Origin of the sequence: Mycobacterium sp. RTGN4 (genome assembly GCF_033804635.1) — a bacterium.
In the GTDB taxonomy this organism is placed as follows: domain Bacteria; phylum Actinomycetota; class Actinomycetes; order Mycobacteriales; family Mycobacteriaceae; genus Mycobacterium.
The window spans coordinates 16,910-43,007 of sequence record NZ_JAPZLB010000008.1; the positions used below are offsets into that span (position 1 = coordinate 16,910).

At 66.4% G+C, this 26,098-nt stretch carries 27 protein-coding genes and 1 tRNA gene; 11 read left to right on the forward strand and 17 right to left on the reverse strand.

Translation table 11 applies throughout. The features are described 5' to 3' along the window. Window positions 1-15 precede the first annotated feature (15 nt). Window positions 16-825, forward strand: coding sequence for a carboxymuconolactone decarboxylase family protein (locus SLQ30_RS18210; protein WP_319447973.1), 810 nt, complete (start codon window positions 16-18; stop codon window positions 823-825). Continuing rightward, a complete protein-coding gene (locus tag SLQ30_RS18215) occupies window positions 822-2,285 on the forward strand; it encodes an aldehyde dehydrogenase family protein (protein WP_319447972.1) in 1,464 nt (487 codons plus the stop codon). The genes SLQ30_RS18210 and SLQ30_RS18215 overlap by 4 nt, the downstream gene beginning before the upstream one ends. Window positions 2,286-2,290: 5 nt before the next feature. Here SLQ30_RS18215 and SLQ30_RS18220 read toward each other — a convergent pair whose 3' ends face one another. The 3 genes from SLQ30_RS18220 to SLQ30_RS18230 form a co-directional block, all read right to left on the reverse strand. Next, window positions 2,291-2,770 carry a hypothetical protein gene (locus SLQ30_RS18220; protein ID WP_319448010.1) on the reverse strand — a complete coding sequence of 160 codons (480 nt, stop codon included), beginning with the start codon at window positions 2,768-2,770 and terminating at the stop codon, window positions 2,291-2,293. A gap of 73 nt (window positions 2,771-2,843) precedes the next feature. Next, entirely contained in the window at window positions 2,844-4,124 is a 1,281-nt protein-coding gene (locus tag SLQ30_RS18225) for a cytochrome P450 (RefSeq protein WP_319447971.1), read from the reverse strand. A gap of 50 nt (window positions 4,125-4,174) precedes the next feature. Further along, the gene (locus SLQ30_RS18230) at window positions 4,175-4,378 is read right to left on the reverse strand and encodes a ferredoxin (RefSeq protein WP_319447970.1); all 204 of its coding nucleotides are present in this window, start codon (window positions 4,376-4,378) and stop codon (window positions 4,175-4,177) included. Window positions 4,379-4,565: 187 nt separating this feature from the next. Here SLQ30_RS18230 and SLQ30_RS18235 point away from each other — a divergent pair, with 187 nt between their 5' ends. The 3 genes from SLQ30_RS18235 (at window position 4,566) to SLQ30_RS18245 (ending at window position 6,990) form a co-directional block, all read left to right on the forward strand. Next, window positions 4,566-5,171, forward strand: coding sequence for a TetR/AcrR family transcriptional regulator (locus tag SLQ30_RS18235; protein ID WP_319447969.1), 606 nt, complete (start codon window positions 4,566-4,568; stop codon window positions 5,169-5,171). 177 nt (window positions 5,172-5,348) lie between these two features. After that, window positions 5,349-6,188, forward strand: a complete 840-nt coding sequence (locus SLQ30_RS18240; RefSeq protein WP_319448009.1) for a mycofactocin-coupled SDR family oxidoreductase — start codon at window positions 5,349-5,351, stop codon at window positions 6,186-6,188. A gap of 46 nt (window positions 6,189-6,234) precedes the next feature. After that, window positions 6,235-6,990 (forward strand): enoyl-CoA hydratase, encoded by a 756-nt coding sequence (locus SLQ30_RS18245; RefSeq protein ID WP_319447968.1) that lies wholly within the window; start codon window positions 6,235-6,237, stop codon window positions 6,988-6,990. A 7-nt stretch (window positions 6,991-6,997) separates the two neighbouring features. Here SLQ30_RS18245 and SLQ30_RS18250 read toward each other — a convergent pair whose 3' ends face one another. From SLQ30_RS18250 to SLQ30_RS18285, 8 genes are all read right to left on the reverse strand, one after another. Then, window positions 6,998-8,158 (reverse strand): dihydrolipoamide acetyltransferase family protein, encoded by a 1,161-nt coding sequence (locus tag SLQ30_RS18250; RefSeq protein ID WP_319447967.1) that lies wholly within the window; start codon window positions 8,156-8,158, stop codon window positions 6,998-7,000. Next, a complete protein-coding gene (locus tag SLQ30_RS18255; RefSeq protein ID WP_319447966.1) occupies window positions 8,155-9,213 on the reverse strand; it encodes an alpha-ketoacid dehydrogenase subunit beta in 1,059 nt (352 codons plus the stop codon). Before SLQ30_RS18255 ends, SLQ30_RS18250 begins: the two co-directional genes overlap by 4 nt. A gap of 1 nt (window position 9,214) precedes the next feature. Continuing rightward, window positions 9,215-10,315 (reverse strand): pyruvate dehydrogenase (acetyl-transferring) E1 component subunit alpha, encoded by a 1,101-nt coding sequence (gene pdhA / locus SLQ30_RS18260; RefSeq protein ID WP_319447965.1) that lies wholly within the window; start codon window positions 10,313-10,315, stop codon window positions 9,215-9,217. 315 nt (window positions 10,316-10,630) lie between these two features. Then, window positions 10,631-11,443 (reverse strand): CoA ester lyase, encoded by an 813-nt coding sequence (locus SLQ30_RS18265; protein ID WP_319447964.1) that lies wholly within the window; start codon window positions 11,441-11,443, stop codon window positions 10,631-10,633. Next, window positions 11,443-11,934 (reverse strand): MaoC family dehydratase, encoded by a 492-nt coding sequence (locus SLQ30_RS18270; protein ID WP_319447963.1) that lies wholly within the window; start codon window positions 11,932-11,934, stop codon window positions 11,443-11,445. Before SLQ30_RS18270 ends, SLQ30_RS18265 begins: the two co-directional genes overlap by 1 nt. Next, window positions 11,931-13,091 (reverse strand): acyl-CoA dehydrogenase family protein, encoded by a 1,161-nt coding sequence (locus SLQ30_RS18275; protein WP_319447962.1) that lies wholly within the window; start codon window positions 13,089-13,091, stop codon window positions 11,931-11,933. Before SLQ30_RS18275 ends, SLQ30_RS18270 begins: the two co-directional genes overlap by 4 nt. Beyond that, window positions 13,084-15,078, reverse strand: a complete 1,995-nt coding sequence (locus SLQ30_RS18280; protein ID WP_319447961.1) for a biotin carboxylase N-terminal domain-containing protein — start codon at window positions 15,076-15,078, stop codon at window positions 13,084-13,086. Before SLQ30_RS18280 ends, SLQ30_RS18275 begins: the two co-directional genes overlap by 8 nt. Before the next feature lie 2 nt (window positions 15,079-15,080). Beyond that, complete coding sequence (locus tag SLQ30_RS18285; RefSeq protein ID WP_319447960.1) at window positions 15,081-16,661, reverse strand: carboxyl transferase domain-containing protein; 1,581 nt, start codon at window positions 16,659-16,661, stop codon at window positions 15,081-15,083. A 97-nt stretch (window positions 16,662-16,758) separates the two neighbouring features. Here SLQ30_RS18285 and SLQ30_RS18290 point away from each other — a divergent pair, with 97 nt between their 5' ends. Continuing rightward, a complete protein-coding gene (locus SLQ30_RS18290; protein WP_319447959.1) occupies window positions 16,759-17,367 on the forward strand; it encodes a TetR/AcrR family transcriptional regulator in 609 nt (202 codons plus the stop codon). Here the strand turns inward: SLQ30_RS18290 and SLQ30_RS18295 are convergent. Continuing rightward, window positions 17,364-17,519, reverse strand: coding sequence for a DUF6131 family protein (locus SLQ30_RS18295; RefSeq protein ID WP_319447958.1), 156 nt, complete (start codon window positions 17,517-17,519; stop codon window positions 17,364-17,366). The two genes, SLQ30_RS18290 and SLQ30_RS18295, sit on opposite strands and share 4 nt — an antisense overlap. 16 nt (window positions 17,520-17,535) lie before the next feature. Next, on the reverse strand, window positions 17,536-17,757 hold the full coding sequence (locus tag SLQ30_RS18300; RefSeq protein WP_319447957.1) for a hypothetical protein: 222 nt from the start codon (window positions 17,755-17,757) through the stop codon (window positions 17,536-17,538). Window positions 17,758-17,908: 151 nt separating this feature from the next. Between SLQ30_RS18300 and SLQ30_RS18305 the strand changes: the two genes are divergently transcribed. After that, window positions 17,909-18,691 (forward strand): MmpS family transport accessory protein, encoded by a 783-nt coding sequence (locus SLQ30_RS18305; RefSeq protein ID WP_319447956.1) that lies wholly within the window; start codon window positions 17,909-17,911, stop codon window positions 18,689-18,691. Here SLQ30_RS18305 and SLQ30_RS18310 read toward each other — a convergent pair. Further along, window positions 18,688-20,004 (reverse strand): MFS transporter, encoded by a 1,317-nt coding sequence (locus SLQ30_RS18310; RefSeq protein WP_319447955.1) that lies wholly within the window; start codon window positions 20,002-20,004, stop codon window positions 18,688-18,690. The genes SLQ30_RS18305 and SLQ30_RS18310 overlap by 4 nt on opposite strands. Before the next feature lie 33 nt (window positions 20,005-20,037). Here SLQ30_RS18310 and cmrA point away from each other — a divergent pair, with 33 nt between their 5' ends. Continuing rightward, complete coding sequence (cmrA, locus tag SLQ30_RS18315; RefSeq protein ID WP_319447954.1) at window positions 20,038-20,844, forward strand: mycolate reductase; 807 nt, start codon at window positions 20,038-20,040, stop codon at window positions 20,842-20,844. Between the two features lie 22 nt (window positions 20,845-20,866). Here the strand turns inward: cmrA and SLQ30_RS18320 are convergent, their stop codons facing one another. Further along, window positions 20,867-22,438, reverse strand: a complete 1,572-nt coding sequence (locus tag SLQ30_RS18320; protein WP_319447953.1) for a helicase HerA-like domain-containing protein — start codon at window positions 22,436-22,438, stop codon at window positions 20,867-20,869. A 92-nt stretch (window positions 22,439-22,530) separates the two neighbouring features. Here SLQ30_RS18320 and orn point away from each other — a divergent pair, with 92 nt between their 5' ends. Then, entirely contained in the window at window positions 22,531-23,178 is a 648-nt protein-coding gene (gene orn, locus SLQ30_RS18325) for an oligoribonuclease (RefSeq protein ID WP_319447952.1), read from the forward strand. Window positions 23,179-23,217: 39 nt separating this feature from the next. Further along, window positions 23,218-23,290: transfer RNA gene (locus SLQ30_RS18330), tRNA-His, on the forward strand. On the opposite strand, the gene SLQ30_RS18335 is transcribed toward SLQ30_RS18330, so the two are convergent. After that, window positions 23,272-23,682 (reverse strand): DUF1398 family protein, encoded by a 411-nt coding sequence (locus tag SLQ30_RS18335; RefSeq protein ID WP_319447951.1) that lies wholly within the window; start codon window positions 23,680-23,682, stop codon window positions 23,272-23,274. The genes SLQ30_RS18330 and SLQ30_RS18335 overlap by 19 nt on opposite strands. A gap of 119 nt (window positions 23,683-23,801) precedes the next feature. Between SLQ30_RS18335 and SLQ30_RS18340 the strand changes: the two genes are divergently transcribed. Beyond that, entirely contained in the window at window positions 23,802-24,803 is a 1,002-nt protein-coding gene (locus tag SLQ30_RS18340; protein ID WP_319447950.1) for a D-cysteine desulfhydrase family protein, read from the forward strand. Window positions 24,804-24,829: 26 nt separating this feature from the next. Here SLQ30_RS18340 and SLQ30_RS18345 read toward each other — a convergent pair whose 3' ends face one another. Further along, window positions 24,830-26,098 carry an MFS transporter gene (locus SLQ30_RS18345; protein ID WP_319447949.1) on the reverse strand — a complete coding sequence of 423 codons (1,269 nt, stop codon included), beginning with the start codon at window positions 26,096-26,098 and terminating at the stop codon, window positions 24,830-24,832.

Sequence of the window (26,098 nt, forward strand, 5' to 3'; positions counted from 1 at the left end):
CAGAAAGCGAACCGCATGACGACCTTCGAAACCGAGCGCACCGAACGCGGCAGACGCACCTTCGCCGAGGTCATGACCTTCGCTGCCCCGGCGGACCACACTCCGGTAACGGCCAACCTGATCGACTTCGTGTTCGCCGAAGTGTGGCAGCGTCCGACGTTGACACGGCGGGACCGCAGATTCGTCACGCTGGCCTGCGTGGCGGCCGCCGACGCCGATGCGCCGCTCCGCGACCACGTGTACGCAGCACTGAACAGCGGTGACGTCAGCATCACCGAAATGCGGGAAACCGTACTTCATTTCGCGGTGTACGCAGGTTGGCCGAAGGCGTCGTGGTTCAACATGGTCGTCGACGAGCAATGGGAGCGCATTCACCAGGAGCGTGGGCAGTCCGTCCCTCCCTCAGCGCCGCTACTCCCGCTGACCACGCCAAGCGAGCCAGCCGCCCGGCTCGCGGTTGGAGAGCAGTCGTTCAAGGACATCAACTGTCTGCCGTACGCGCCCGTCCGCGACAACCCCTATCAGGGGGCGGGAATCCTGAACTTCGTCTTCGGAGAGATGTGGCTCCGGCCTGGGCTTGGCATGAAGGAACGCCGACTGGTGACAGTGGCGTGCGTGGCGTTCCAGGACGCCCAGTATCCCATCATGAGTCACGTCTACGCCGCGCTGAAGAGCCGCGACATCTCGTTCGACGAAATGGACGAACTGGCATTGCATTTCGCCGCCTACTACGGTTGGCCCAAGGCGTCACACCTCAACCAGGTGATCGACGAACAGAAGCAGCGCGTGCTCGACGAATGGCGTGCCGAAGCCACCGCGTCATGAGCTACACCGCTCCGGTCACCGAGCTGCCGGCAGGGCTCCTCATCGGCGGGGACCGGGTCACCGCATCGTCGGGAGGTCTGCACGAGCACATCTTTCCCGCCACCGGGACACCCAACGCGACCGTCACCCTCGCAGGCGCCACGGAGATCGATCACGCGGTCGCGTCATCGAGGGATGCGCAGCGCGAATGGGTTGCGCTGACTGTGGATAGGCGTCGGGACCTGATGATCGACGTCGCCGACATTGTGCACGAACATCTCGGCGAACTCGCCGCGCTCAACGTGCACGACTACGCAGTGCCGTTGTCCTTCGCAGGCAATGCCGTGCTCCTCGAACGATTCTTGCGCCACTTCGCCGGATACGCCGACAAGCCGCACGGGACGAGCACACCGGTCAACGGTTCGTTCGACGTCAACCTCGTCGAGCGGGAAGCGTATGGCGTCGTCGGCGTCGTGGCGCCGTGGAACGGAGCACTCGTCGTCGCCGGGTCGTGCATCGCACCGGCACTGGCGGCCGGCAACGCAGTGGTGTTCAAGCCTTCCGAACTCGCGCCGCTCGCCGCGCTCCGCTTCGGCGAACTGTGCGTCGAAGCGGGTCTGCCGCCAGGACTCGTCAACGTCGTTCCCGCAGCCGCCGAAGGCGGCGACGCGCTGGTGCGGCACCCCGGCATCCGCAAGATCTGGTTCACCGGCGGCGGTGACACCGCCCGCGCCGTGGTTCGAGCCGCGGCCACCAACCTCACTCCGGTGGTCGCCGAGCTCGGCGGGAAGTCGGCGAACATCGTCTTTGGCGACGCGGATCTCGATGCGGCCGCGATGCTTTCGGCACACCAGGGCCCCCTGATGCAATCCGGCCAAAGCTGTGCGTGCGCAAGCCGGATTCTCGTACACGACTCAGTGCACGATGCGTTCGTCGAGAAGTTCCTCGCGGTCGTGCACGCCGCGAAGGTCGGCGACCCGTTCGATCCGTCCGTGACGTTCGGGCCGGTGATCAGCCAGGCATCGGCCGACCGCATCCTGGATACGGTCGAGTGCGCGGTGGGCACGAATGCAGGGCGTCTGCTGACCGGCGGCACGCGTATGGGCGGTGAACTCGCGCAGGGTTACTTCCTCGAACCCACCGTCTTCGACGACGTGGACAACGGGTCTACGCTGGCGCAAACCGAGACATTCGGCCCGGTCGTGTCCGTCATCAGATTCGGCGATGATGCCGAAGCGGTGCGCCTTGCCAACGACACTCCATACGGATTGAATGCGTTCGTCCACACCAGGGAGCTCAAACGCGCCCACGGCGTCGCCAGGAGCCTCGAAGCTGGTTCGGTGTGGATCAACACCTTCAGCGACATCGCGCCGCAGGGCCCGTACGGCGGATACAAGCAAAGCGGATTCGGCCGCACCGGCGGCATCGAAGGCCTGCACGAATTCCAACAGGTCAAGAACATCCGAATCGGGATGACCTGAGCCGGTCAATACCGTTGCAGAGCAAAGGTATACGTATCGGTGCCGCCTGGTCCGCCGTAGCAGCCTGCGTCATATGTCGACTCGATGGTGCCTGCGAGTGTCGTGCCGTCCCACGAGTACACGTCGTGTGACGGCAGGTTGTAGCCGATGCAGCGCACTCCATCCGGCACGTCGACGGTGAGCGTGTATCCGCCGTTGGCGTAGAACGCATTCTGCTGAAATCGTTGACTCTTCAATGGGCGCGGAATGGCGACGACGTTCAACGTCGTCGTCGCTGGAGCCACAACCGGATCGACGAGCTTGGTGCCGCAATCTGGTGCGCCGCAGGAATGCAGCACCTCCCAGATCCACGTGTGATCGTTCCAGCGGTCGGTCACGACCTCATAATTTCCGACGCGCATGGCTCCGGCGTTCGCGACGGGTGCCAACATCGTGGCGACCACGGCGAGCGCCAGGCTCGTCGCGACCCCGGTAGCCCGTGCCATGGCAGTCACTGGGGGCTCCTGTCGTTAGGGCGGAAAGGGGCACTGGACGTGCGGATTTGGATCAACGGACCTGCTAGCTGCGGGCGGTGAACTCGATGTGCAGCTCGGTGAGACCCCGCAGTAGGAAGGTGGGTTCGTAGGAGTAGCTCCGACTGTCCGCCTGGCCGTGGAAGGATTCGTCGATCCTGATGTCGCGCATGCGATCCAACAGTCTGCGGACGGTGATCTGACCCTCGACCCGCGCCAAGGGTGCGCCGGCACACGTGTGAATGCCGCGACCGAACGCGATGTGTTCGCGCACGTTCTTGCGGTCTGGATGAAACTCCTGGGGATCGTCGAACTTTCGCGGGTCGCGGTTGGCTGCGCCGAGGCACAGCATCACGATCGTGCCTGCGCGAAGACGGACGCCACCAAGTGTCGTGGTCTTGCGGACCAGCCGAAAGTCGACCTTCGTCGGTGAGTGCATCCGCAACGCTTCCTCGATGAACGTCGGAATGCGGTCGGGGTGCTCGCGCAGAAGCTGTTGATATTCCGGTCGTTCGCCCAACGCCTGCACAGCGGCGCTGAGCAGTTTGGTGACGGTCTCTTGCCCGGCGGCAAAGAGGAAGGTGGCGGGTTTCACGACTTCGATCAGTTCCGGTGTAGTGCCATCGGGGTACCGGGCCGCGGCCATCCCGCTGAGCACGTCTCCAACGGGTTCACGTCGGCGCTCAGCGAGGTAGCCGGCGAACTTGTCGTCGAGATACCTCAGCGGGTCGCGTCCCACCGGAGCACCGTCGAGGGAGCCGACCTGGCCGCCGGGCCGATGGTCAGCTCCCAGCGCCGCGAGGAACTCCGGCCGGTCGCCCGCGGGGACACCGAGCAGGTCGATGATGGCAGAGGTGGCGAAAGGCCTTGCGTACTCGGACAGGAACTCACAATGACCGTTGGCGATGAACTGATCCAGCTGGCTGTCGGCCAGCTGCCACATGTAGTCCTCGTTCTCCTTGAGCCGTCGTGGGGTCAGCAGCCTGCTCAGCAGCGAGCGGGCCCGCTCGTGGGCGGGCGGATCCATGACCACCATGTGCTCGAAGATCGGGAACTGATGCCGGTGTGCCTCGATCTGCTCGGTGATGTCGTCGCCTTCGGGGGTGAACGGCAACGGCGGAAACGGCCCGCCGATCGCGTTCACCGCCGAGAAGGACTCGTGGTCCTTGAACGCCGCCATCACCTCGGCGTAGCCGGTGACGGCGACGACGCCGTAGCGCGGCTCGGTAAAGACCGGGCCTTGCCCGCGCAGGTACTCGTAGTACTCGTAGGGATCTTGGCTGACGGCCTGATCGGAGAAGTAGTCGACGGATGCCAGGTCGGTCATCGACGTGCGGTCCTTTCGGTGTGCTTGGGGCTTCTGAATTCGGTGAGCTGTTAGTCCTCAGTGACGCTGATAGCCCCGCGCGGGCACGCATCGACGGCCGCCAGCACCTTGTCCCAGACGTCGTCGGCCGGGTACCGCGAGCAGGTGGCGACGTCGCTGTCGCCCAGGTCGAACACCGTGGGCGCGATCTCGAGACACAGCGCATGGCCCTCGCATAAGTGCGGATCCACCCGTATTCCCCTGCGCCGCGTCACGATGTCGACTCCGCGCGAACCAGGCGCGGAAACCGGAAATCGACGGGATGGCGGTCAACGGTCACGTGTTCGACTCCCATGATGGCGAAGCTACTACGATTACTGATCGATCGATCAAATGTTAAGGTAGCGCATGTTTAGCACGATCCGAAACTCGTGGTCAACCCCTTCATGGCTGGAGTTCTGAATGGCGACGCCACGAAAGTCGAAATCCGACGACGGCGGCACCCGGAAACGCCTCATCGAGTCAACGGCTCGGATCATGCGCGACGAGGGCTACGCCGCTGCCACGTCGCGACGCGTAGCGGCCGACGCCGGTGTCAAACAAGCACTCGTCTACTACTACTTTCCGACGATGGACGACTTGTTCGTCGAGGTACTGCGCGCTGGCGCGGAAGTCTCGCTCGACGAGATGCGATCTGCGCTCACCAACGACGACCCACTGCGTGCACTGTGGTCGATCAACAGCGACTCCCGCCGGACCGGCCTGAATACCGAGTTCATGGCATTGGCCAACCACCGCAAGGTGATTCAGACCGAGCTCGCCGCCTTCGCCGAACGGGTACGCGACATCGAAACCGCGGCTGTCACCGTCGTGCTGCGCGCAAATGGAATCGACCTCGACGACTATCCCCCGGTCGCTATTTCGATGCTGATCGCCCAGACTGCGCGCAGCTTGTGTAATGAAACCGCCGTCGGCGTCACCCGCGGGCACGACGAACTCCGCGCGTTCGTCGAACGCCAGATGGGCCTGCTGAAGACGTTCGCAGCGACCGCAGCGCCGCCGAGTTAGCCCCGCAGACAGTCGCGGCCGGCGGGGTTCAATTGGCCAGTGCTCGCGCCGCGGGTCCTTCGGCGATGGTTGACACCCCACGCCGTCATTGCCTACGTTACTGATCGATCGACCAATTATGGTCGGTATCGACGCCCGACATCATCGGCGCCGATGGCTGCAGACAGCGAGGTGCACATGACCGGTCGAGTCGAAGGAAAGGTCGCATTCATCACGGGCGCGGCGCGCGGGCAAGGGCGCAGCCACGCGGTGCGACTGGCCGAGGAAGGCGCCGACATCATTGCGGTCGACGTCTGCGGGCCGATCAGTGCCAACAGTCAGATCGCACCGTCGACCCCCGATGACCTGGCCCATACCGCCGATCTCGTCAAGGGCCTGAACAGGCGCATCGTGACCGCGGAGGTCGACGTGCGTGACTTCGATGCGCTCAAGCGCGCGGTCGACAGCGGCGTCGAGCAGTTGGGTCGGTTGGACGTCATCGTCGCGAACGCCGGCATCGGGAACGGCGGTCAGACTCTCGACAAGACCAGCGAGGAAGACTGGGACGACATGATCGGCGTCAACCTGTCGGGAGTCTGGAAGACGGTCAAAGCCGCTGTCCCCCATCTGATCTCCGGCGGCAACGGCGGATCCATCATCCTGACTAGTTCGGTTGGCGGCCTAAAGGCCTATCCCCACACCGGGCACTACATTGCCGCCAAGCACGGGGTCGTCGGACTGATGCGCACGTTCGCCGTCGAACTGGGGCAGCACTTCATTCGGGTCAACTCTGTGCATCCCACCAACGTGAACACGCCGATGTTCATGAACGAGGGCACGATGAAACTGTTTCGCCCGGACCTGAAGAACCCTGGCCCCGACGATCTCAAGGTCGCTGCACAGTTCATGCACGTCCTGCCCATCGGCTGGGTCGAACCGGTGGACATCAGCAACGCGGTGTTGTTCCTGGCATCCGACGAATCGCGCTATGTCACCGGACTTCCCGTCACCATTGACGCGGGAAGCATGCTCAAGTAACGCCCTGCACCGGGGTCCCGAACACGCGGTCACTACGCTGGGCACCGTGTCTGAACTGGTACTCGTGCACGTCGAAGACCGCGTCGCCGTCATCACCGTCAACGACCCCGATCGGCGCAACGCCGTCACCGCGGAGAGCTCGGCGGCGCTGCGCGCCGCGGTCACCGGGGTCGAGGCCGACCCCGAGGTTCACGCCGTGATCGTGACCGGGGCAGGCAAGGCGTTCTGCGCGGGCGCCAACCTCACCGCGCTCGGCGAGGCCGCCGAGGACGGGCTGCGGGTGATCTACGACGGCTTCCTCGCCGTTGCACAGTGCACCCTGCCAACGATCGCCGCCGTTAACGGTCCTGCCGTCGGCGCAGGATTGAACCTGGCGTTGGCCGCCGACGTGCGCATCGCGGGGCCCGCGGCGATGTTCGACCCCCGCTTCCAGAAGCTCGGCATCCATCCCGGCGGCGGCGCCACCTGGATGCTGCAACGCGCAGTCGGGCCGCAGGTGGCGCGGGCGGCGCTCTTGTTCGGCATGCGCTTCGACGCCGAGTCAGCCGTCCGACACGGGTTGGCGCTGCAGGTCGCCGACGATCCCGTGGCGGCCGCCCGCGAACTCGCGGCCGGACCCGCGTCCGCACCGCGCGACGTGGTCATCGCCACCAAGGCCTCGATGCGGGCGACCGCCAATCCCGGCACCGTCGACACCGAGCAGCACCGCATCGCCGTGGACGTCGAGCTCGGCCCACAGGCCACCTCCATCGAGTCCCCGGAGTTCGCGGCGCGCCTGGCCGCCGCCCAGAAACGCAAATAGCCCCGTGCTAGAGGTCGAGTAGCGCCAGTTCTGGCGACTCGACCAGGTCGCGAAGCTCGCACAGGAACGCGGCCACCTGGGCCCCATCGGCGACCCGGTGATCGAACGCGCACGTGAGCGTCATCGTCGAGCGCGCGACGACCTCGCCGTCGACCACGACGGCGCGTGGCTTCAGCGCACCCATCCCGAGGATGCCCGCCTCCGGGTGGTTGAGCACCGGCACGCCCTCATCGAGGCCCAACGCCCCGAAATTCGACACGGTGAACGTAGAGCCCTGCAATTCAACGGGTTTCAGCGTGCCCGCCCGAGCGTCCGCGATCAATCGCGCGACTACCGCCGCGAGCTCACGGGTGGTCCTTTGCTGCGCGTCGGTGACGACGGGCACCAGTAGCCCGCGGGGCGCCGCTACTCCGATGCCGAGGTGGACGGCCGGGTGGACGTGGATCCGCGGGCCGTCCACGGTGTCCACCCACGTCGAGTTCAGAATCGGGTGCCGAACAAGCGCCACGGTCAGCAACCGCAACGTCAGCACGAACGGGGTGATCGGCTCGGTGGCGGCTTCACTCAACCGGTCGCGCAATTGCAACAGCCGAGTGCAGTCGACCTGCACCGAGGCATGCGCATCGGGGATCTCCCTACGCGACAGCGCCATCCGGCGCGCCATCTCCAGCCGGACCCCACCGACCACGGTGTCGTCCGGCCGCGGCCCAGCCGCCGCAAGGACGTCAGCTCGCGTGACGATGCCGTCGGGGCCCGAACCCGGTGACACGGTGGCCATGTCGACGTCGAGTTCGGAGGCGAGCTTGCGGACCGGCGGTTTGGCGCGGGGTCGACTCGTTGGAGGCGGCCGCCTGGTGACGTCCATCCTGGCGTCGGTGCCGTAGCCCACCAGCACGGGCTGCCGCGGAGCGGGACTGGCGGCCACGTCCGTCGCAATGCGCACCAATGTCGTTCCAACGGACAGCGTTTGACCTTCGTCGCCACCGAGTTCGACGACGCGACCTGCGTAGGGGCTGGGGATTTCTACCTCGGCCTTGTTGGTCTCGACCGTGCAGAGCACCTGGTTCAATGCGACTTCGTCACCGACTGCGACCTGCCACCCGGTGATGGTGGCATCTTCCAACCCCTCACCGAGGTCGGGCACTAGGAAGTCGCGCACCTCGGTCATGGCTGACTCATCGCCTTCTCGACGCAGTCCAGTAATCGGTCGACACCAGGCAACCAGAGCTTCTCGAGCCGCGCCGGCGGGTAGGGAGTGTCGAATCCCGTGGCGCGCAGGACCGGCGCCTCGAGGTCGTAGAACAGCTCTTCCTGAATGCGCGCCGCGAGCTCGGCGCCGAAGCCCAGCGTGCGCGGACCTTCGTGCATCACCACCGCGCGGCCGGTCTTGCGCACCGAGTCCGCGATGGTGTCGAAGTCCAACGGGTTCAACGAACGCAAGTCGATGACCTCGAGCCCGTACGAGTCGGCGGCCATCTCAGCCGCGTTCAGCGCGGTGGGCACCAAGGATCCGTAGGTGATGACCGTGACGTCGTCGCCGGGCCTGCGCACCGCTGCGCGTCCGATCGGCGCGGCGGGCGCGCCGGTGTCGACGAACTCTCGCATCCAGTAACGGCGCTTGGGCTCGAGGAAGATCACCGGATCACGCTCGGCGATCGAATACCTCAACAGCCAGTACGCATCGGAGGGCGTCGACGGGACCACCACCTTCAGCCCCGCGGTGTGCAGCCAGTAGGACTCGGTGGACTCCGAATGATGTTCTACCGCACCGATTCCACCGAACGAAGGAATGCGGATGGTGACCGGCATGTCGACGTCACCCCTGGTGCGCGCCCGGTACTTGGCGAGGTGGCTGACGACTTGGTCGAATGCGGGCGCGGCGAACCCGTCGAACTGGATCTCCGGCACCGGTATGAACCCGCGGATCGCCATTCCGATCGCGATGCCGATGATCGCGGATTCCGCCAGTGGCGTGTCGAAGCACCTTGCGTCGCCGAACGTGTCGGCGAGCCCTTCGGTCACGCGGAACACCCCACCGAGCTTGGCCACGTCCTCACCGAACACCAGCACCCGATCGTCGGCGGCCAGCGCGTCGTGCAGCGCGCGGTTGATCGCCTGCGCCATCGTGGACGTCGTGGTCGCTGGAACCGTTGACACCAACGGCCGCTCGGGCTCGGGTGCGTCGTCGTCGAATCCGAACGGTCTTTCGATGAGTTGTGTCATTTCACGCCTCCTTCGCCAATTCGGCTGCTAGCCCGTCGCGTTGGCGCATCAACTCGGGAGTGATGTCGTGGTAGACGGTGTCGAACACCTCCGTTACGTCGATGTCGGGTTCTTCGATCATCGCCCTGCGCAGTTCGGACCGCAGCCGCGCCGACCGCGTCGCGGTGCGCTCCTCGAGTCGCTCGCTCCACACTCCGACGGACTCGAGATACGTGCGGTACCGACTGATGGGATCCCTTGCCCGCCAATGCTCGACATCGTCTTCGGTGCGGTAGCGGGTAGGGTCATCAGACGTCGTGTGCGGCCCCATCCGATAGGTGAGCGCCTCGATCAGCGTGGGACCTCCCCCACCGCGGGCCCGGGCGGAGGCCGCGGCCATCACCGCGTAGCAGGCGAGCACATCGTTGCCGTCCACCCGAATGCCCGGCATGCCATACCCGATCGCGCGGTGCGCAATCGACGGACCCGCCAGCTGGCGACTCGTCGGCGTCGAGATGGCCAACTGGTTGTTCTGCACGTAGAACACGCATGGCGTCTTGAACACCGATGCCAGGTTCAGCGCCTCGTGCACGTCTCCCTCGGACGTGGCCCCGTCGCCGATGAACGCGACCGTCACCGAATCCTCGCCCAGCCGTTCGGCGGCCATCGCCGCACCGACCGCATGCAGTCCCTGAGTGCCGATCTGGATCGAGATCGGGGCACAGCACTTCTTGGTGAACTCGAGCCCGCCGTGCCATCGACCACGCCACACCGCACCCATCTGGGCGGGCGATATGCCGCGCACCAGGAAGGCGCCGAGTTCGCGGTACTGCGGGAACAGCCAGTCGGTCTTGCGCAGGGCCGCCGCCGCACCGACCTGGGCGGCCTCTTGACCGCGGCACGACGCGAATAGCGCGAGCTCGCCCTGGCGCTGAAGATTGACGAACTCGATGTCTAGCTCGCGAGTGACGACCATCGACTCGTAGAGCCAGGACAGCGTCTCAGGCGGTAGGTCTCGGCGGTACCGGGTTTCCGGGGTAGGCGTCCCGTCGGGCGCCACCAGTTGAATCGGCTCCATCTCAACGTCGATCGACGTCGTGGGTGCCTGAATAGAACCGGCCATACCGCCTCCTTGGGTCACTGACGACGGGTTGCGACGTCAGGCGACTGAGGTGCTCAGCACGGAGGCGATCAGAGCAAAACCTCTGGTGGGAGGCCTGCACGTTGGCTGCCGGGGTGGGGCAGCCAACGCGACGATGAGCTCTGCTCGTCGCAGCACTGGGGCTTTCACCATTATGCGCCCGAACGCGAATACACGACGTGCACCCGCAAACGCGGCAAGGTCGTGTCGCGCCCGAAATCGACATCGAGGGGCGTTGCCGGATCGGTACGAAGTATCGCTATCTCAGGGCGAGGCGACGCGCCTCGCGGTGAATCGTCAGCCCGTCGGCGCCAACGCGACGATGCGCTCGGCGCGGCGCAGCACCGGCATGTCCACCATCAGACCCTCGTGCTGGAAGACACCACGCTCGTCGCTGGCCCGTGCGAGCACGGCCCGCGCCCACTCGACCTCGTCCTCGGTAGGCGAGTAACCGGCCCGGATCACCGCGACCTGAGAAGGATGGATGGCGACCTTGGCATCGAAGCCGACGGCGACGGCGTCGTCGGTTTCGGCGCGTAACCCATCGAGGTCCTTGATGTCGATGTACACCGAATCGAGTGCGATCCGCCCGTACGCCTTGGCCGCCAATAGCGCCTGGGACCGAACGTGTTTAGCGACGTCGCGATAGCTACCGTCGGGCCAGCGGTTTGCCGTGCCACCCGTCGCTGCGAACAGGTCCTCCGCACCCCACATCACGGCGAATGCATTGTCGACCCGCGCGGTCTCGGTGACAGCCAATGCCCCCAGCGGAGTTTCGACGAGGACGACGACGTCCAGTGGAGCCAGCGATGAAACCTGATCGGCGGTTTCGGTCTTGGCGAGCATTACGGTGCCGTAGTCGGTGCGCGCCAGCGCCTTCAGGTCCAGTTCGTGATCGGGCGTCGTGACGGGATTAACCCGCACTACCGTTCTCCTGGGGTCCAACTGCGTTGCGATCAATGCGGCGCGCGCAGCCTCGCGGTCCTTCGCCGCGACGCCGTCCTCGAGGTCGAGAATGACCACATCGGCTGCGGCGGCTGCCTTTTCGAAGCGCTCGGGCCGGTCGGCCGGGCAGAACAGCCAACCTGGCCCGTTATTGCCTAATGCCATTAGGAGACCTCCTCCGCAGGACGCTTGCGCACCATGGTCTTTCGCGACGCTGTCGCGACGACGTCACCGTGCTGGTTGCGTCCGATGTGCGAGAAGGTGACGATACCCTCCCCCGGGCGGCTCTTGGACTCTCGCTTCTCGGTCACCTCCGTCTCGGCGTACAGGGTGTCACCGTGGAACAGCGGCTTGGGAAACGCGACCTCGCCGAAGCCCAGATTGCCGACGATGGTGCCCTGCGTCAGCTGCGCCACCGAAAGGCCGACGAGCGTGGACAGGGTGAACATCGAGTTCACCAACCGCTGATTGAACGGCGGCAGCGCGTCGGCGAAAGCGGCATCCAGGTGCAGCGCTTGCGTATTCATCGTCATGGTGGTGAACAACACGTTGTCGGCTTCGGTGATGGTGCGGCCCGGCCGGTGCTGGTACAGCACCCCTGGCTCGAACTCCTCGAACCAGAGCCCGCGCTGGGTGATGATCTTCTTCTCGCTCACAGGCCCGCCTCGCGTGCGATCAGCATGAGTTGCACTTCCGTTGTGCCTTCCCCGATCTCGAGGATCTTGCTGTCCCGGTAATGTCGCGCGACCGGGTACTCGTTCATGAATCCGTAGCCGCCGAACACCTGCGTGGCGTCGCGCGCGTTGTCCATCGCAGCCTCGCTGGCCACCAGCTTCGCAATCGCCGCGGCCTTCTTGAATGGCTTGCCCGCCAACATGAGTGCCGCCGCGTCGTAGTAGGCGGTGCGAGCGGTGTACGCGCGGGCCTCCATCCTGGCGATCTTGAAGGAGATCGCCTGGTAGGTCCCGATGGCCGCACCGAACGCCTCGCGCTCCTTGGCGTACTTCACGCATTCATCGACGCAGCCTTGCGCGGCGCCCGTCGACAGCGCAGCGATCGCGATGCGGCCCTCGTCGAGAATCCGTAGGAAGTTCGCGTATCCCCGACCCTGTTCGCCCAGCAGGTTCTCCTGCGGTACTCGCACGTCGTCGAAGCTCAGCGGGTGAGTGTCCGAGGCGTTCCAGCCGACCTTGTCGTAAGCGGGTTCGGCGGTGAACCCCTCGGTGGGCACGGGAACCAGGATCGACGAGATCTGCTTCTTGCCGTCGGCCTCCCCGGTCACCGCGGTGACGGTGACCAGCTTGGTGATGTCGGTGCCCGAGTTCGTGATGAACTGCTTGGAACCATTAATAACCCAAGTTGACCCATCCGATCGGGCGGTGGTCCTGGTGGCCCCAGCGTCGGTGCCACCGCCCGCCTCCGTCAGACCGAACGCACCAAGGGCCTTGCCACTCGCCAGCAACGGGAGCCACTCCTGTTTCTGCGCGTCAGTTCCGAAGCGGTACACCGGCATTGCGCCCAGCGACACCCCGGCCTCCAGCGTGATGGCCACGCTCTGGTCGACCTTCCCGAGTTCCTCAAGGGCCAAGCACAGCGCAAAGTAGTCGCCACCCATGCCGCCGTACTCCTCGGGGAAGGGCAATCCGAACAGCCCCATGTCGGCCATGCCGGAGACGACCTCGTACGGGAACGAGTGCTCGGCATCGTGTTTGGCCGCTACCGGGGCGACCACGGTCTTGGCGAAGTCGCGGACCGTCTTCGCCAGCTGCTCGTAGTGGTCCGGCAGGGTGCCGGTGGACAAGAAGTCACTCATGACTGGGCTCCTCGGTTGCAACAGTGATCCGGGCCAGCGGCTGGCCCACCTTGACTTGGTCGCCGACGGCGACGAACAGTTCGACGACGCCGTCCACGGGCGCGGACAGGGCATGTTCCATCTTCATCGCCTCGACGGTGACGACGACGGTGCCCGCCGCGAGCGTGACCCCGTTCTGGACGCCGATGGCCACCACCGAACCCGGCATGGGGCTGACCAGTTCCGCGTCGCCGCTGTGCTCGTCGTCGGGCCGCACTGGCGCTTCGCGCACCTCTTCGACGAGCGTGACGCGGTCGTCGCCGGCGAGCCAGACCTGGTGATCGGAGTCAGCGACCCGGTACCGGGCACGCAACCCATCCAACGTGACGGTCAACGCGTCGCCATCGAGAGTCGCTGTCAACGAACGGGTTTCACCGCCCTCGACAGTTACGGTGGCGGCCCCGGGGATACCCGTGATCAGGGTGTGGTCGATGCGCTCACCCGACCGCAACCGGAACACGGTGGCCGCGGGCTCGCCAATCCGCCACCCGGATGGCACCGACCACGGGTCGTCGGTGGCCGTCTCGAAGTTCCGCAGCCATCGGTACGCCGCGGCGGCGGCGAACTCGTCATCGCCGGCAGTCGGTGCCGGGTAGTCGCCAACCCGTCGGTCGAGCAGGCCCGTGTCAAGGGCGCCCTCGATCACGTCGGGGTCGGCGAGCAGGAAGCGCAGGAAGTCGACGTTCGTCGTGACTCCAAGAACCGCGGTCTCGGCCAGCGCGCGGTCCAGCGCCGTCAACGCGGCGGGCCGATCGGCGGCGTGCGCAATGACTTTGGCGAGCATCGGGTCGTAGTCGCTGCCGACCACGGTTCCGGCGTAGATGCCTGAATCGACTCTAGCCGTGCGCGCCTCCACGACCTCGAGCACCGTGCCACCCGTCGGCAGGAAGTCGCGCGCCGGATCCTCGGCGTATACCCGCGCTTCGATGGCGTGACCTGTCAGCGCGACGTCGTCCTGCGCCAACGGAAGCCGCTCCCCTGCCGCGATGCGTACCTGAAGTTCGACGAGGTCGACTCCGGTCACCAGTTCGGTGACCGGGTGCTCGACCTGTAGCCGAGTGTTCATCTCCATGAAGAAGAACTCGTCGGGCTGCTTCGCGGAGACGATGAATTCGACTGTGCCCGCGCCCACGTAGTCGACGCTGCGGGCGGTGTCGCAGGCGGCAGCCCCGATACGCGCGCGGGTGGCCGGGTCCAGCAGCGGCGACGGCGCCTCCTCGATGACCTTCTGATGGCGGCGCTGGAGACTGCACTCGCGCTCCCCAAGATGGATCACGTTGCCGTGCGCGTCGGCAAGCACCTGAACCTCGATGTGCCTGGGCACCAACACGAACCGCTCCAGAAACAGCGTGTCGTCGCCGAAGGCCGCAGCGGATTCGCGGCGTGCGGAGACGAGCGCAGCCGGTAAGTCGGCGGGGCGCTCGACCATGCGCATGCCCTTGCCACCCCCGCCTGCGGACGGCTTCACCAGCACGGGGAAACCGACCTCGGCGGCACCGTCGATGAGGTCGTCGTCGGTCAGTCCGGGCCGGGAGATGCCTGGCACCACCGGTACCCCGAACGCCGCGACGGCCGCCTTCGCCGTGATCTTGTCGCCCATGGTGGCGATGGCGTGCGCGGGCGGCCCGATGAACACGATGCCTGCCTCGGCCAGCGCGGCAGCGAAGTCGGCCTGCTCCGAAAGGAATCCATATCCCGGATGCACGGCCTGCGCGCCGGTGCGGACCGCGGCACCGACGACTTTGGAAATGTCCAGGTAACTCTGCCGGGCCGGCGCAGGACCGATGCGGACGGCGACGTCGGCCTCGGCGACGTGCCTGGCGCCCGCATCGGCGTCGCTGTAGACCGCAACGGAGCGAATTCCCATGGCGCGCAACGTGCGGATGACCCGAACGGCGATCTCCCCACGGTTGGCGACCAGGACGGTATCGAAGCTCTTGGAAGTCATCATCACATCCTGAAGACGCCGTAGGACACAGGCTCCAGGGGCGCCTGTGCGACGACGGAAAGCGCTAGGCCCACAATCGTTCTGGTGTCGGCCGGATCGATGACCCCGTCGTCCCACAGTCGCGCCGTGGAGTAGTAGGGGTTGCCCTGGTGCTCGTACTGTTCGCGAATCGGGGCCTTGAACGCTTCTTCCTCGTCAGGCGTCATATCGCCGCGCACCGTCGCGAGCACCGAGGCGGCCTGCTCGCCGCCCATCACCGAGATGCGGGCGTTTGGCCACATCCATAGGAAGCGTGGCGAATATGCGCGGCCGCACATCGAGTAGTTGCCCGCACCGTACGAGCCACCGATGACGACGGTCAGCTTGGGCACCCGTGCGCAGGCGACCGCCGTCACCATCTTGGCGCCGTGCTTGGCGATGCCGCCGGCTTCATAGTCCCTGCCGACCATGAAGCCTGCGATGTTCTGGAGGAACAGCAGCGGGGTGGACCGCTTGTCGCAGAGCTCGATGAAATGTGCACCCTTCAAGGCGGATTCGCCGAACAACACACCGTTGTTGGCGATGATGCCGACCGGGTGGCCGTGGATTCGGGCAAAGCCCGTGACCAACGTCGTTCCGTACTCGGCCTTGAACTCCGAGAACTCGCCGCCTTGGCCAAGCGGAGCGCCGGGGGCCGGCCCGTCGACGATGCGGGTGATGACCTCGTGCACGTCGTAAGGCACCCGCGAGTCGGTGGGCACCACGTCGTACAGCTCGGTCTGGTCGGCGATCGCTTCGACGGTCGAAGTGACCTCCCACGGCGTGGGCGTTCGAGGACCCAGCGTCGCGACGATGTTCCGGACGATCCGCAACGCGTCGCGGTCGTCGTGCGCCAGGTGGTCGGTGACGCCGGAGACCTTGGAGTGCAAGTCGCCGCCGCCGAGCTCCTCGGCGGTCACCACCTCACCGGTCGCCGCCTTCACCAGCGGCGGACCGCCAAGGAAGATGGTGCCCTGGTTGCGCACGATGACGGCCTCGTCGCTCATCGCGGGCACGTAAGCGCCACCCGCGGTGCAGGACCCGAGCACCGCGGCGAGCTGCGGTATGCCCTGGGCGCTGAGGTTGGCCTGATTGAAGAAGATTCGCCCGAAGTGCTCGCGGTCGGGGAAGACCTCGTCCTGGCGTGGCAGAAACGCTCCGCCGGAGTCGACCAGGTAGATGCACGGCAGCCGGTTCTGGCCCGCAATCTCTTGCGCGCGAAGGTGTTTCTTGACCGTGATCGGGTAGTAGGTGCCACCCTTCACCGTCGCATCGTTGGCGACGATCATGCACTCTCGGCCCGATACCCGGCCGATGCCAGCGATCAGGCCGGCGCCGGGGCACTCGTCGTCGTACATGCCGTCGGCGGCCAACGGCGTCAACTCGAGGAAGGGGCTGCCGGGGTCGAGCAGGCCGTCCACCCGGTCTCTTGGAAGCAGCTTGCCGCGGCTGACGTGGCGTTCCCGAGCGCGCTCCGAACCGCCGAGCGCGGCGGTGGCCAGTTTGGTGCGCAGCTGCGCCACCAACTCCAGGTGCTGATCCCGATGCGATACCCGCGTAGTCAAGGGCTGAACCCGTTCGGTTGAGTTAACGACGACTAACTGGTGGTATGTTAGTCACGATTAACCGAACTGTCTACAGCCGAGCGACGGGAGCGGGCCTGTGACCGTCAACCAGCCCGCCGAGACTCGCCGCAGCAGAGCCAAGTCCGACCGGCGCTCACAACTCATCTCGGCCGCCGAACGACTGGTGGCCGAACGCGGATTCCTCGCGGTGCGACTCGAGGACATCGGCGCCGCGGCAGGCGTCAGCGGACCGGCGATCTACCGTCACTTCCCCAACAAGGAGGCGCTGCTCGTCGAACTGCTGGTTGGCATCAGCACGCGGCTATTGGCCGGGGCCACCGACGTCCTCGGCCGCGCCTGCTCCCCCGCCGCCGCGCTCGACGGGCTCATCGACTTCCACCTCGACTTCGCGTTCGACGAGTCCGACCTCATCCGCATCCAGGACCGCGACCTCGGCCACCTTCCCGACCCGGCCAGACGACAGGTACGCAAGGCTCAGCGCCAGTACGTCGAGCTGTGGGTGGAGGTGTTACGCCAACTCGATGGTGCGCTCAACGAGGCTGACGCCCGGCTGATGGCGCACGCCACCTTCGGGCTGCTCAACTCGACACCGCATGCGGTCAAGCCGGGAGTCGCCTCGGGCTCGTCACGCGCAGTGCTGCGAGCGATGACGCTCGCAGCACTGAATTCACCGCGCGGACGTTAGTACCAGACTCGCCTGCCGCCGACGGCGTGGCCTGCGGCACCCAGTATCCAGAACACCGCCCCGATGACCAGGGCGACGACGCCGATGTACGTCATGATCGGCACCCCGAACACCAGCCCGAGAATGACGAGAATTACTCCAATGGCAACCATGACAGCTCCTTCGTGATTACTTGTTCGGTGGTGGGATGTTGACGTCGACGTGGCAGTCCGTCTTCGGATTGATGTCACCCACCCAATTCAGCGGGCCCGCAATGACGTTGAGCGCGATCGTCGCCGCCGACGCGCAGCTGTTCTGGGCGTTGTTGAAGTAGCCCCGGTCATAGGCCGCATACGCGCCCGCCAACAGCCAGACGAGTACAACCAACCCTAGGATTCCGCCACCACGCATGATCAAACTCCTTCGTTACGGCTCGGCATCGTGCCTGTATTTACCCGATAGACAATTCAGGTAAACCCGCGATCTTGAACCCGAAATGGCACGAATCGGCGTGCTCGGGCGAAGATCCGATGCGCAGGTACCCTGCAGTCATGAGGTGGGCATGACCGATTCACCACACCGGCAGGAGCCCGGGCCCGCCGAACCATCTCCATACGGCTACCCGGGTGCTTCCGACCCCGCTTACGCGAGTCAGCCGCCGTACGGCACGTCGTATCCGCCGCAGGGCGTCCCCGCTCCCACCCAGCAACTTCCGGCGTACACGCAGAACGACTACGGCTATACCTACGAGACGGGTTTCTACGGCCCACCGCAGTCACCGGACGGCGCGCAGGCGCAGCCACCGCAAGCCGACGGCGGGCCGTCGCGCCGGTGGCTCTGGGTGCTGGCAGCGGGGTCGCTGCTGACGGTGCTCGCGCTGGTCATCGCCGTGGTGATCATCAGCAGTACCGAGCAGCAGGTGGTCGTCGCGCCGCCGCTGATCCCGACCGAGCCGAGCTTCACCAGTCCCTCGAGTCCGCCGACGACGTCACGCCCGCCGTCGACCACTCCCACTCCGCCCTTGTTGCCCATACCGATCCCGATCGAGCCGACCCCCGGCGTGCCGAGTACGCCGGGTGAGACGCAGACCGTGGTGTACACGGTGTCCGGCCGCGGCCGGGCCATCAGCATCACCTACGTCGACACCGGCGGTGTGCTGCAGACGGAGTTCAACGTGCTGCTGCCATGGAGTCGACAGGCCGAACTGGCGTCCCCGGCCGAGTCGTCGGCGAGCGTCAACGTGATCAACTTCGGCAGGCAAATCACCTGCTCCATCACCGTCGCGGGCGACGTCGTCGTGAACCGCACCGGAGCGGGCCTGACCGTGTGCGGCGCGCTGGGTTAGGCAGCCCGACGGCGCGGTGTCCGCACAAGAAGCATCGCGACCAGTCCGACCGCCAAAACGGTGACCAGTCCGCCCATGCCGGCCCGGTCGGTTCCGAACATCGCGATGAACGTGGCGAACATCCACGGCGCGAAGGGTGAGGCCGCTCGTCCCGTGGTGGTGTAGAGCCCGAAAGCGACGCCTTCCTTGCCCTCGGTGGTCATGCGCAGCATCTGCGTGCGTGCCGAGGACTGGGTGGGCCCGATGAACAAGCACAGCAGCAGTCCGCAGATCCAGAACGAGAGCTGTCCGTCGAGGGCCGTCAGCGCCAGTGCCACGACGATCATCGCGGACAACGATCCGACGATGACGGGCTTGGACCCCACCCGATCGTCGAGCAGGCCCCCGAGCACCGCCCCGACCGCGGCCACCACGCACGCACACACACCGAAGAGCAGCACGTCGGCAGGCGACACCCCGTACACCGCGACGCCGAGCACCGCCCCGAACGTGAAGACGCCCGTCAGCCCGTCGCGAAAGATCGCGCTGGCGACCAGGTAGTAGACGATGTTGTGGTCGCGCCGCCACTGATCGGTGAGCTCCGTCCACAGCTTGCGATAGGCGCCCAGGAAGCCCACCCGGGGCGCGACCTCCTCAGGCGCCTCCGTGCGGCGGGAGAGCAACGGCACCGCGAAGGCCACGAACCAGGCGGCGGTCAGGAGCATCGTCAGGCGTTGGGGCCAGCCGTCGGCGGCCGGGATTCCCAGCAGTCCGCGAGTCTCGCCGTCGCCGGCGATCAAGCCGAAGTACACCAGCAACAGCAGCAGGACGGTACCGGAATACCCTGACGCCGAACCGAATCCGGAGATCTTGCCCGACGTCTCCGGGGTCGACAGGTCGCGAAGCATCGCGTTGTAGGGCACCGTCGCCAGATCACTGGATGCGGCCGTGCAGGCCAGCAGCGCCAATCCGGCCCACAGGTAGGCGGGGTCGTCGTGGATCAGGCTCATGGATGCCGTCAGCGCGGCCGCCAGGCCCGTCAACGTGGCCAGCACCGGACGCCTGCGGTGCGCCGCATCGACCCAGATCCCGGTGGCGGGGGCCAACACGGCCACCACCAGTCCGGAGAACGTCAACGCGTGACCAAGCAAGGCCGCCGGCGTCGTAGGCCCTGGCAAGCCCGCACCGACCTGGCCGGTCAGGTAGACCGAGAAGACGAACGTGACGACGATCGCGTTCATCCCGGTTGCGCCGCAGTCCCATAGCGCCCACGCGACGATCCTCGATCGCGGTGCTCCCGCTCGGACGGTCGACGATCGCCCGGGGGTGCTCATGGGGAGACTCTATTGGTCCCTACGATGGGCGCCATGCCAGTACCCGCTCCAAGCCCAGACGCGCGCGCCGTCGTCACCGGTGCCTCGCAGAACATCGGCGAGGCGTTGGCAACCGAACTCGCCGCGCGCGGGCACCACTTGATCATCACCGCCAGGCGCGAGGAGGTGCTGACCGGATTGGCCGCGACGTTGACCGACCGCTACGGCGTCACTGTCGAGGTGAGGGCAGCTGACCTGGCCGACCCCGAATCCCGCGGCAGGCTGTGCGACGAACTCGCCACGCGCAACGTGTCGATCCTGTGCGCCAACGCGGGTACCGCGACGTTCGGCTCGGTCGCCACGCTCGACCCCCAGGGCGAACGAGATCAGGTGCAGCTGAACGTGCTCGGCGTGCACGACCTCGTGCTGGCGGTGCTGCCGGGGATGGTGCAACGCGGAGCGGGCGGGATCCTGATCTCGGGTTCGGCGGCAGGCAACTCGCCGATCCCGAACAACGCCACGTACGCGGCGTCGAAGGCGTTCGCCAACACGTTCAGCGAGTCACTGCGCGGCGAGGTGAAGAGCCTTGGCATCCACGTGACCGTGCTGGCGCCAGGACCGGTGCGCACCGAACTGCCGAACCCCGACGAACAGTCGCTGGTGGAGAAGTTGATCCCCGACTTCCTGTGGATCTCCACCGAGTACACCGCGAAGATCTCGCTGGATGGCTTGGAGCGCAACAAGATGCGGGTGGTGCCGGGTGTGACGTCGAAGGCGATGTCGGTGGCCAGTGGCTACGCACCGCGGTCGATCGTCACGCCGATCGTTGGCGCCGTCTACAAAAAGCTCGGCGGCGACTAGCCCGCTGTTCCCTCGGGTGGGGTCAGCGGCGGCGGCCGGTCCCGAAGATGCTGCGGGTGATCTCGCGGCCCGCCACGGTGGCCGCCGAACGCAGAAAGCTCTTGAACGCGGTGCTTTGCAACACCTCGGACACCACGCTGCCCTCGACCGCATCCTTGGACTTGCCCGAACCCGAAGTGCTTGCGGCGCCGGTCTGCTGGACGGGCGGCGGCAACGGCGCGTCAGGGGCCGCGGCCTGCATTTTGCCCTGCAGTGTCTCGTAGGCGGACACCGGATCGATGGTCTGGCCGTACTTTGCTTGCAGCGGACTGGCTTTCGCGGCGGCAGTGATGGCGTCGTTGCCGATGGCCCCCATCAGTGAACGCGGCGAACGCATTCGGGTCCACGCGACCGGTGTCGGCGCGCCCTGCTCGGACAGCACGGTCACGATGGCCTCGCCGATGCCGAGCGACGTCAGCGCCTTCTCTAGGTCGTAGACGTCAGTCTTCGGGTAGGTGCGCACCGTCTTGGTCAGCGCCTTCTGGTCATCGGGCGTGAAGGCCCGCAGCGCATGCTGGACGCGCGCGCCGAGCTGGCTGAGCACGTCGTTGGGCACGTCGGTGGGCAGCTGCGTGCAGAAGAACACGCCGACGCCCTTCGACCGGATCAGCTTGATGGTCTGTTCGACCTGCTCAAGGAACGCCTTCGAGGCATCGGTGAACAACAGATGGGCCTCGTCGAAGATGAACACCAGCTTCGGCTTGTCGACGTCGCCGACCTCGGGCAGCGCCGTGAAGAGGTCGGCGAGCACCCACATGAGGAACGTCGAGAACATCACGGGGCGGGCGGCCTGATCGCCCACCTCCATCAGCGTGATGATGCCGCGGCCCTGCGCGTCGACGCGCATCAGGTCGCTGGGCTCCAGTTCGGGTTCGCCGAAGAACGTGTCCGCACCCTCGGCTTCGAGGTTGATGAGCGCCCGCAGGATCACGCCCGCTGTGGCAGGGGAAACGGCGCCGATGTTCTTGAGCTCGGCCTTGCCGTCGTCACTGGTGAGGAACTGGATGACGGCGCGCAGATCCTTGAGGTCCAGCAGCGCAAGTTGCTTCTGGTCGGCCCAATGGAAGATCAGGCCCAGGGTCGACTCCTGGGTCGGGTTGAGCCCCAACACCTTCGACAGCAGGATCGGTCCGAAGCTGGTCATCGTCGCACGCACGGGCACACCGACTCCCGCGGTCCCGAGCGACAGGAACTCGACGGGGAACGCGGTCGGCGTCCATTGATCGCCGGTGTCCTTGGCGCGCTGGGCGGTCTTGTCGTTCGCCACGCCAGGCTGGGAAAGCCCCGACAGGTCGCCCTTGATGTCGGCCATCACCACGGGCACTCCGGCCGCGGAAAGCTGCTCGGCGATCACCTGCAACGTCTTGGTCTTGCCGGTACCCGTCGCACCGGCGACCAGACCGTGGCGGTTGACGGTGGCCAGCGGTATCCGGACCTGCGCGGTTGGGTCGACAACGCCGTCTACGACGACGGTGCCGAGTTCGAGTGCCTGTCCTCCGACGGCATAGCCAGCGGCGATCTGCTGCGCGGGGGTGGCTGTCGATTCGGTCGTCATGCGCCAGAACCTTACTTGCCGGACCTGGTCACCGGAGGGTCTGGGCAGCCTTCCCGCGGCGGTGTCGGGCGCTGGGAATACTGTGGATCGCTGTGCGTGAAGAACTGGTGTGGATCGACTGCGAGATGACCGGGCTGGACCTGCACTCAGACCGGCTCATAGAAATCGCGGCTCTGGTCACCGATGCGGAGTTGAACGTCCTCGGCGATGGCGTGGACGTCGTGATCCACGCCGACGATGCCGCCCTGGACGGCATGGTCGACGTGGTGGCCAAGATGCACTCCAAATCGGGGCTCACCGAGGAGGTGCGCACCTCGCAGATCGACCTCGCGGAGGCCGAGAAGTTGGTGCTCGACTACATCCGCGGACACGTCAAGCAGGCCAACACGGCTCCTCTGTGCGGCAACTCGATCGGTACCGACCGCGGGTTCATCGCGCGGGACATGCCCGCCCTCGACGAATACCTGCACTACCGGATGATCGACGTGAGTTCGATCAAGGAGCTGTGCAGGCGCTGGTATCCCCGCATCTACTTCGGCCAGCCCGAGAAGGGGCTTGCCCACCGGGCGCTCGCTGACATCCACGAGTCCATCCGCGAACTGAAGTACTACCGCCGCACCGCATTCGTGGCCCCGCCGGGACCGGCGACCAGCGACATCGCCGCGGTGGCCGCCGAACTGGGCCCGCCCGGCACCGATCACGAAGCCAATGATTCGGCTGCTGGGCGCTCGAGCGGCTAGTATCGACGACGCCGTAGTGCCAAAAGCTCCGCGGCAATGGTGGCTGTAGTTCAGTTGGTAGAGCGCCAGGTTGTGATCCTGGAAGTCGCGGGTTCAAGTCCCGTCAGCCACCCCGACTGGAACATCGCCCCACCCGCACGCTCGCGGGTGGGGCGATGTTTGTCTGATCAGTGAGGTGCGGGGACCGCTGGGTAACGCTCGACATACGACTCCCCCCAGCCCGAAGTACGTACAGGTGCGGTCTTCGAGGTCGACGACATAGTTCAGCACGCCTGCGCGCCACGCCGCGGTAGCGAACTCAAGGAAAGTCGTCTCACCGGCCTGGTCGGCACGCAAGACGGCGACGAGGGCCGCCTCATCGAACGTCGCGACCTCGGACATGCCCGTCGTCAACGGCTCCCCCTGCACCATCACCGGGCCGAGTTCCGCCTCATACAGGCTTTGCATCGACGGCAGCCACCAGGCGTTGCGACGCACACCGGCGCGACGCAAGGTCTCGGCCACGCTGCCGGGCTGAATAATCGACTTGCTGAAACACTCGGAGCCACCCGCATTCAACAAACCCGCGCCGACTGATCGGCGACCTCAAGCCGTAAGCTTCGGCCGAGAGGAAGGTGCCCACCGTGTCTGCCCGAATCACCTTGGCCCAGGCCGTCTCCCGTCAACCACGGCTGAGCGTGGCCTCGTTGCCGACGCCGTTGACCCGCGCTCCGCGGTTCTCCGCGGCCGTCGGGGGCGACGTGTGGATCAAACGTGACGATCTGACCGGTCTGGCGCTCGGTGGCAACAAGGCGCGCAAGATCGAGTTCATCATGGGCGCGGCCAACGCCAGCGGTGAGGTGGACACCGTGGTCACCGTCGGTGCGCCGCAGTCGAATCACGCTCGCACGGTGGCGGCGGCGGCCCGCATAGCCGGCTGGCAGTGCCATCTCGTGCTGGGTGGCGACCGTCCCCCTCGACCCACCGGCAATCTGGTGCTGGACGTTGCGCTCGGCGCGCAACTGCACTTCGTGGGCACGCACGATTGGTCGGAGTTGGAGTCCGCGGCAGCCAACCTGACCGAGCAGATCTCAGCCAAGGGCCGACACGTGTTGACCATTCCGATGGGTGGTTCGACACCGATTGGGGCACTCGGATACGTCGCCGCTTACCTCGAATTGCTCGACCAGGTCGAAGAACTCGGCATCGCAAACGCAACCATCGTCCACGCGACCTCGACCGGTGGAACGCAAGCCGGTCTCGACTATGCCCACCGAGTAGTCGGATCCGGACCCGACGTCGTAGGCGTCGGGGTGGCGAAGACGCAGACCGATCTCACCGCCGACATCGGAGCGCTAGAACACGGCTTGGCCGCCCTGCTCGGGATCGACCCAGGGCCGGCCGCCCCCGTCGTGCTCCCGGGGTACATCGGTGCGGGGTACGCGATTCCGTCCGATGGTGGTCAGGCCGCACTCAAACTGCTCGCGGAGTCCGAGGCGATCCTGACCGACCCCGTCTACAGCGCCAAGGCGTTGCACGCGGTATCCGACCGGGCCCGTGACGGTCGCGGTCCGGTCATCTTCTGGCACACCGGTGGAATCCCAGCGCTGTTCTCCGACGAAGCCGGAATCAGCGGTTGGCCCTGAGCGGGGTTCCTTCGTGAAGAGCGAACTCAGTCGGCCACCGAGGCGGCAGTGCGCGGCCCTGCTCGATCGCGCTCGACGAAGCGATCCGCGCCCGCGATCCAGCCCGCGGCCAGCAGTGCTGCCGTGGCGGCCAGCAGGGCAACCACTGACGCGCCCCATCCGTGCGTGACGTCGTGAAGCACGCCAACGGCAACGGGACCGCCCGCCGCAACGAGGTAGCCGACGGCCTGCGCCATTCCGGACAATTCAGCAGCGGCGGCAGCAGATCGGGACCTGAGCACGAAGAGCGTCAGCGCGAGTCCGATGCCCGCGCCCTGCGCGACACCGACCAGGCTGGACCAAAGGAGCGCCCCGCCGAGCGGGTTCACCACCAGGCCGATCAACCCGATCGCGAAGCCGAACACCGAGACGAGCACCAGTGGCCGTTGATTCGCGAGTCGGGTTGCCACTATCGGGACGGCCAACGAGGCAGCCATGCCGGTCACGCTCAAGACGCCAACCATCGCCCCTGCACCCGCCTCGCTCATGCCGGCGTCGTGGAACACGGTGGGCAACCACGCGACCAGCGCGTAGTAGATCAGCGACTGCAGGCCCATGTATCCCGCAACGGCCCACGCCAGCGGCGACCGCCATAAGTGGAGCGACGAACTCGTCTGCGCGTCAAGCGCTTCGGGCCGCGCGACGGCGCGCGGCAACCACAGCAGCAGGGCCAGGATCGTGAGCAGACCCCAGGACGCCAGCGCGACTCGCCAGTTCGTGTGCAACGCGGCACCGATGGGGACACTCGCGGCCGCAGCCAGCGCAGCGCCGCCGTTGAGGCACAGCGAGTACACGCCCATCATCAGTCCGACCCGCTCCGGATAGTCCCGCTTGATGACCCCGGGCAGCAGCACGTTGGTCACGGCGATGCCGATGCCCGCAATGGCGGATCCGACGAACAAGGCGGGGATCGACGGGAGCAGCCGCAGCGCGATGCCCGCCGCGAGCACGGCCAGCGCCACCACCAGGGTGCGGTCCGTCCCCCACCGCCTACTCGCCGGCGCGGCGGCCGCAGCCACCGCGCCAAAGCAAAGTAGCGGCAGGGTGGTCAGCAGGCTGACCGCGGAAGCGCTCATTCCGGTGTCGGCCCGCACCTGAGCCGTCAGCGCGCCGACCGCAACCAGCGACGGGCGCTGGTTGAGCGAGATCGCGATCATCCCCGCCAGCAGGCCAAGGGACTCCCATCGCACCAGCGTCGATCTCACACCGCCCGCCTGGATGCCGCCGCCAGGGTCAGCCAAATCGTCGCTGGACAC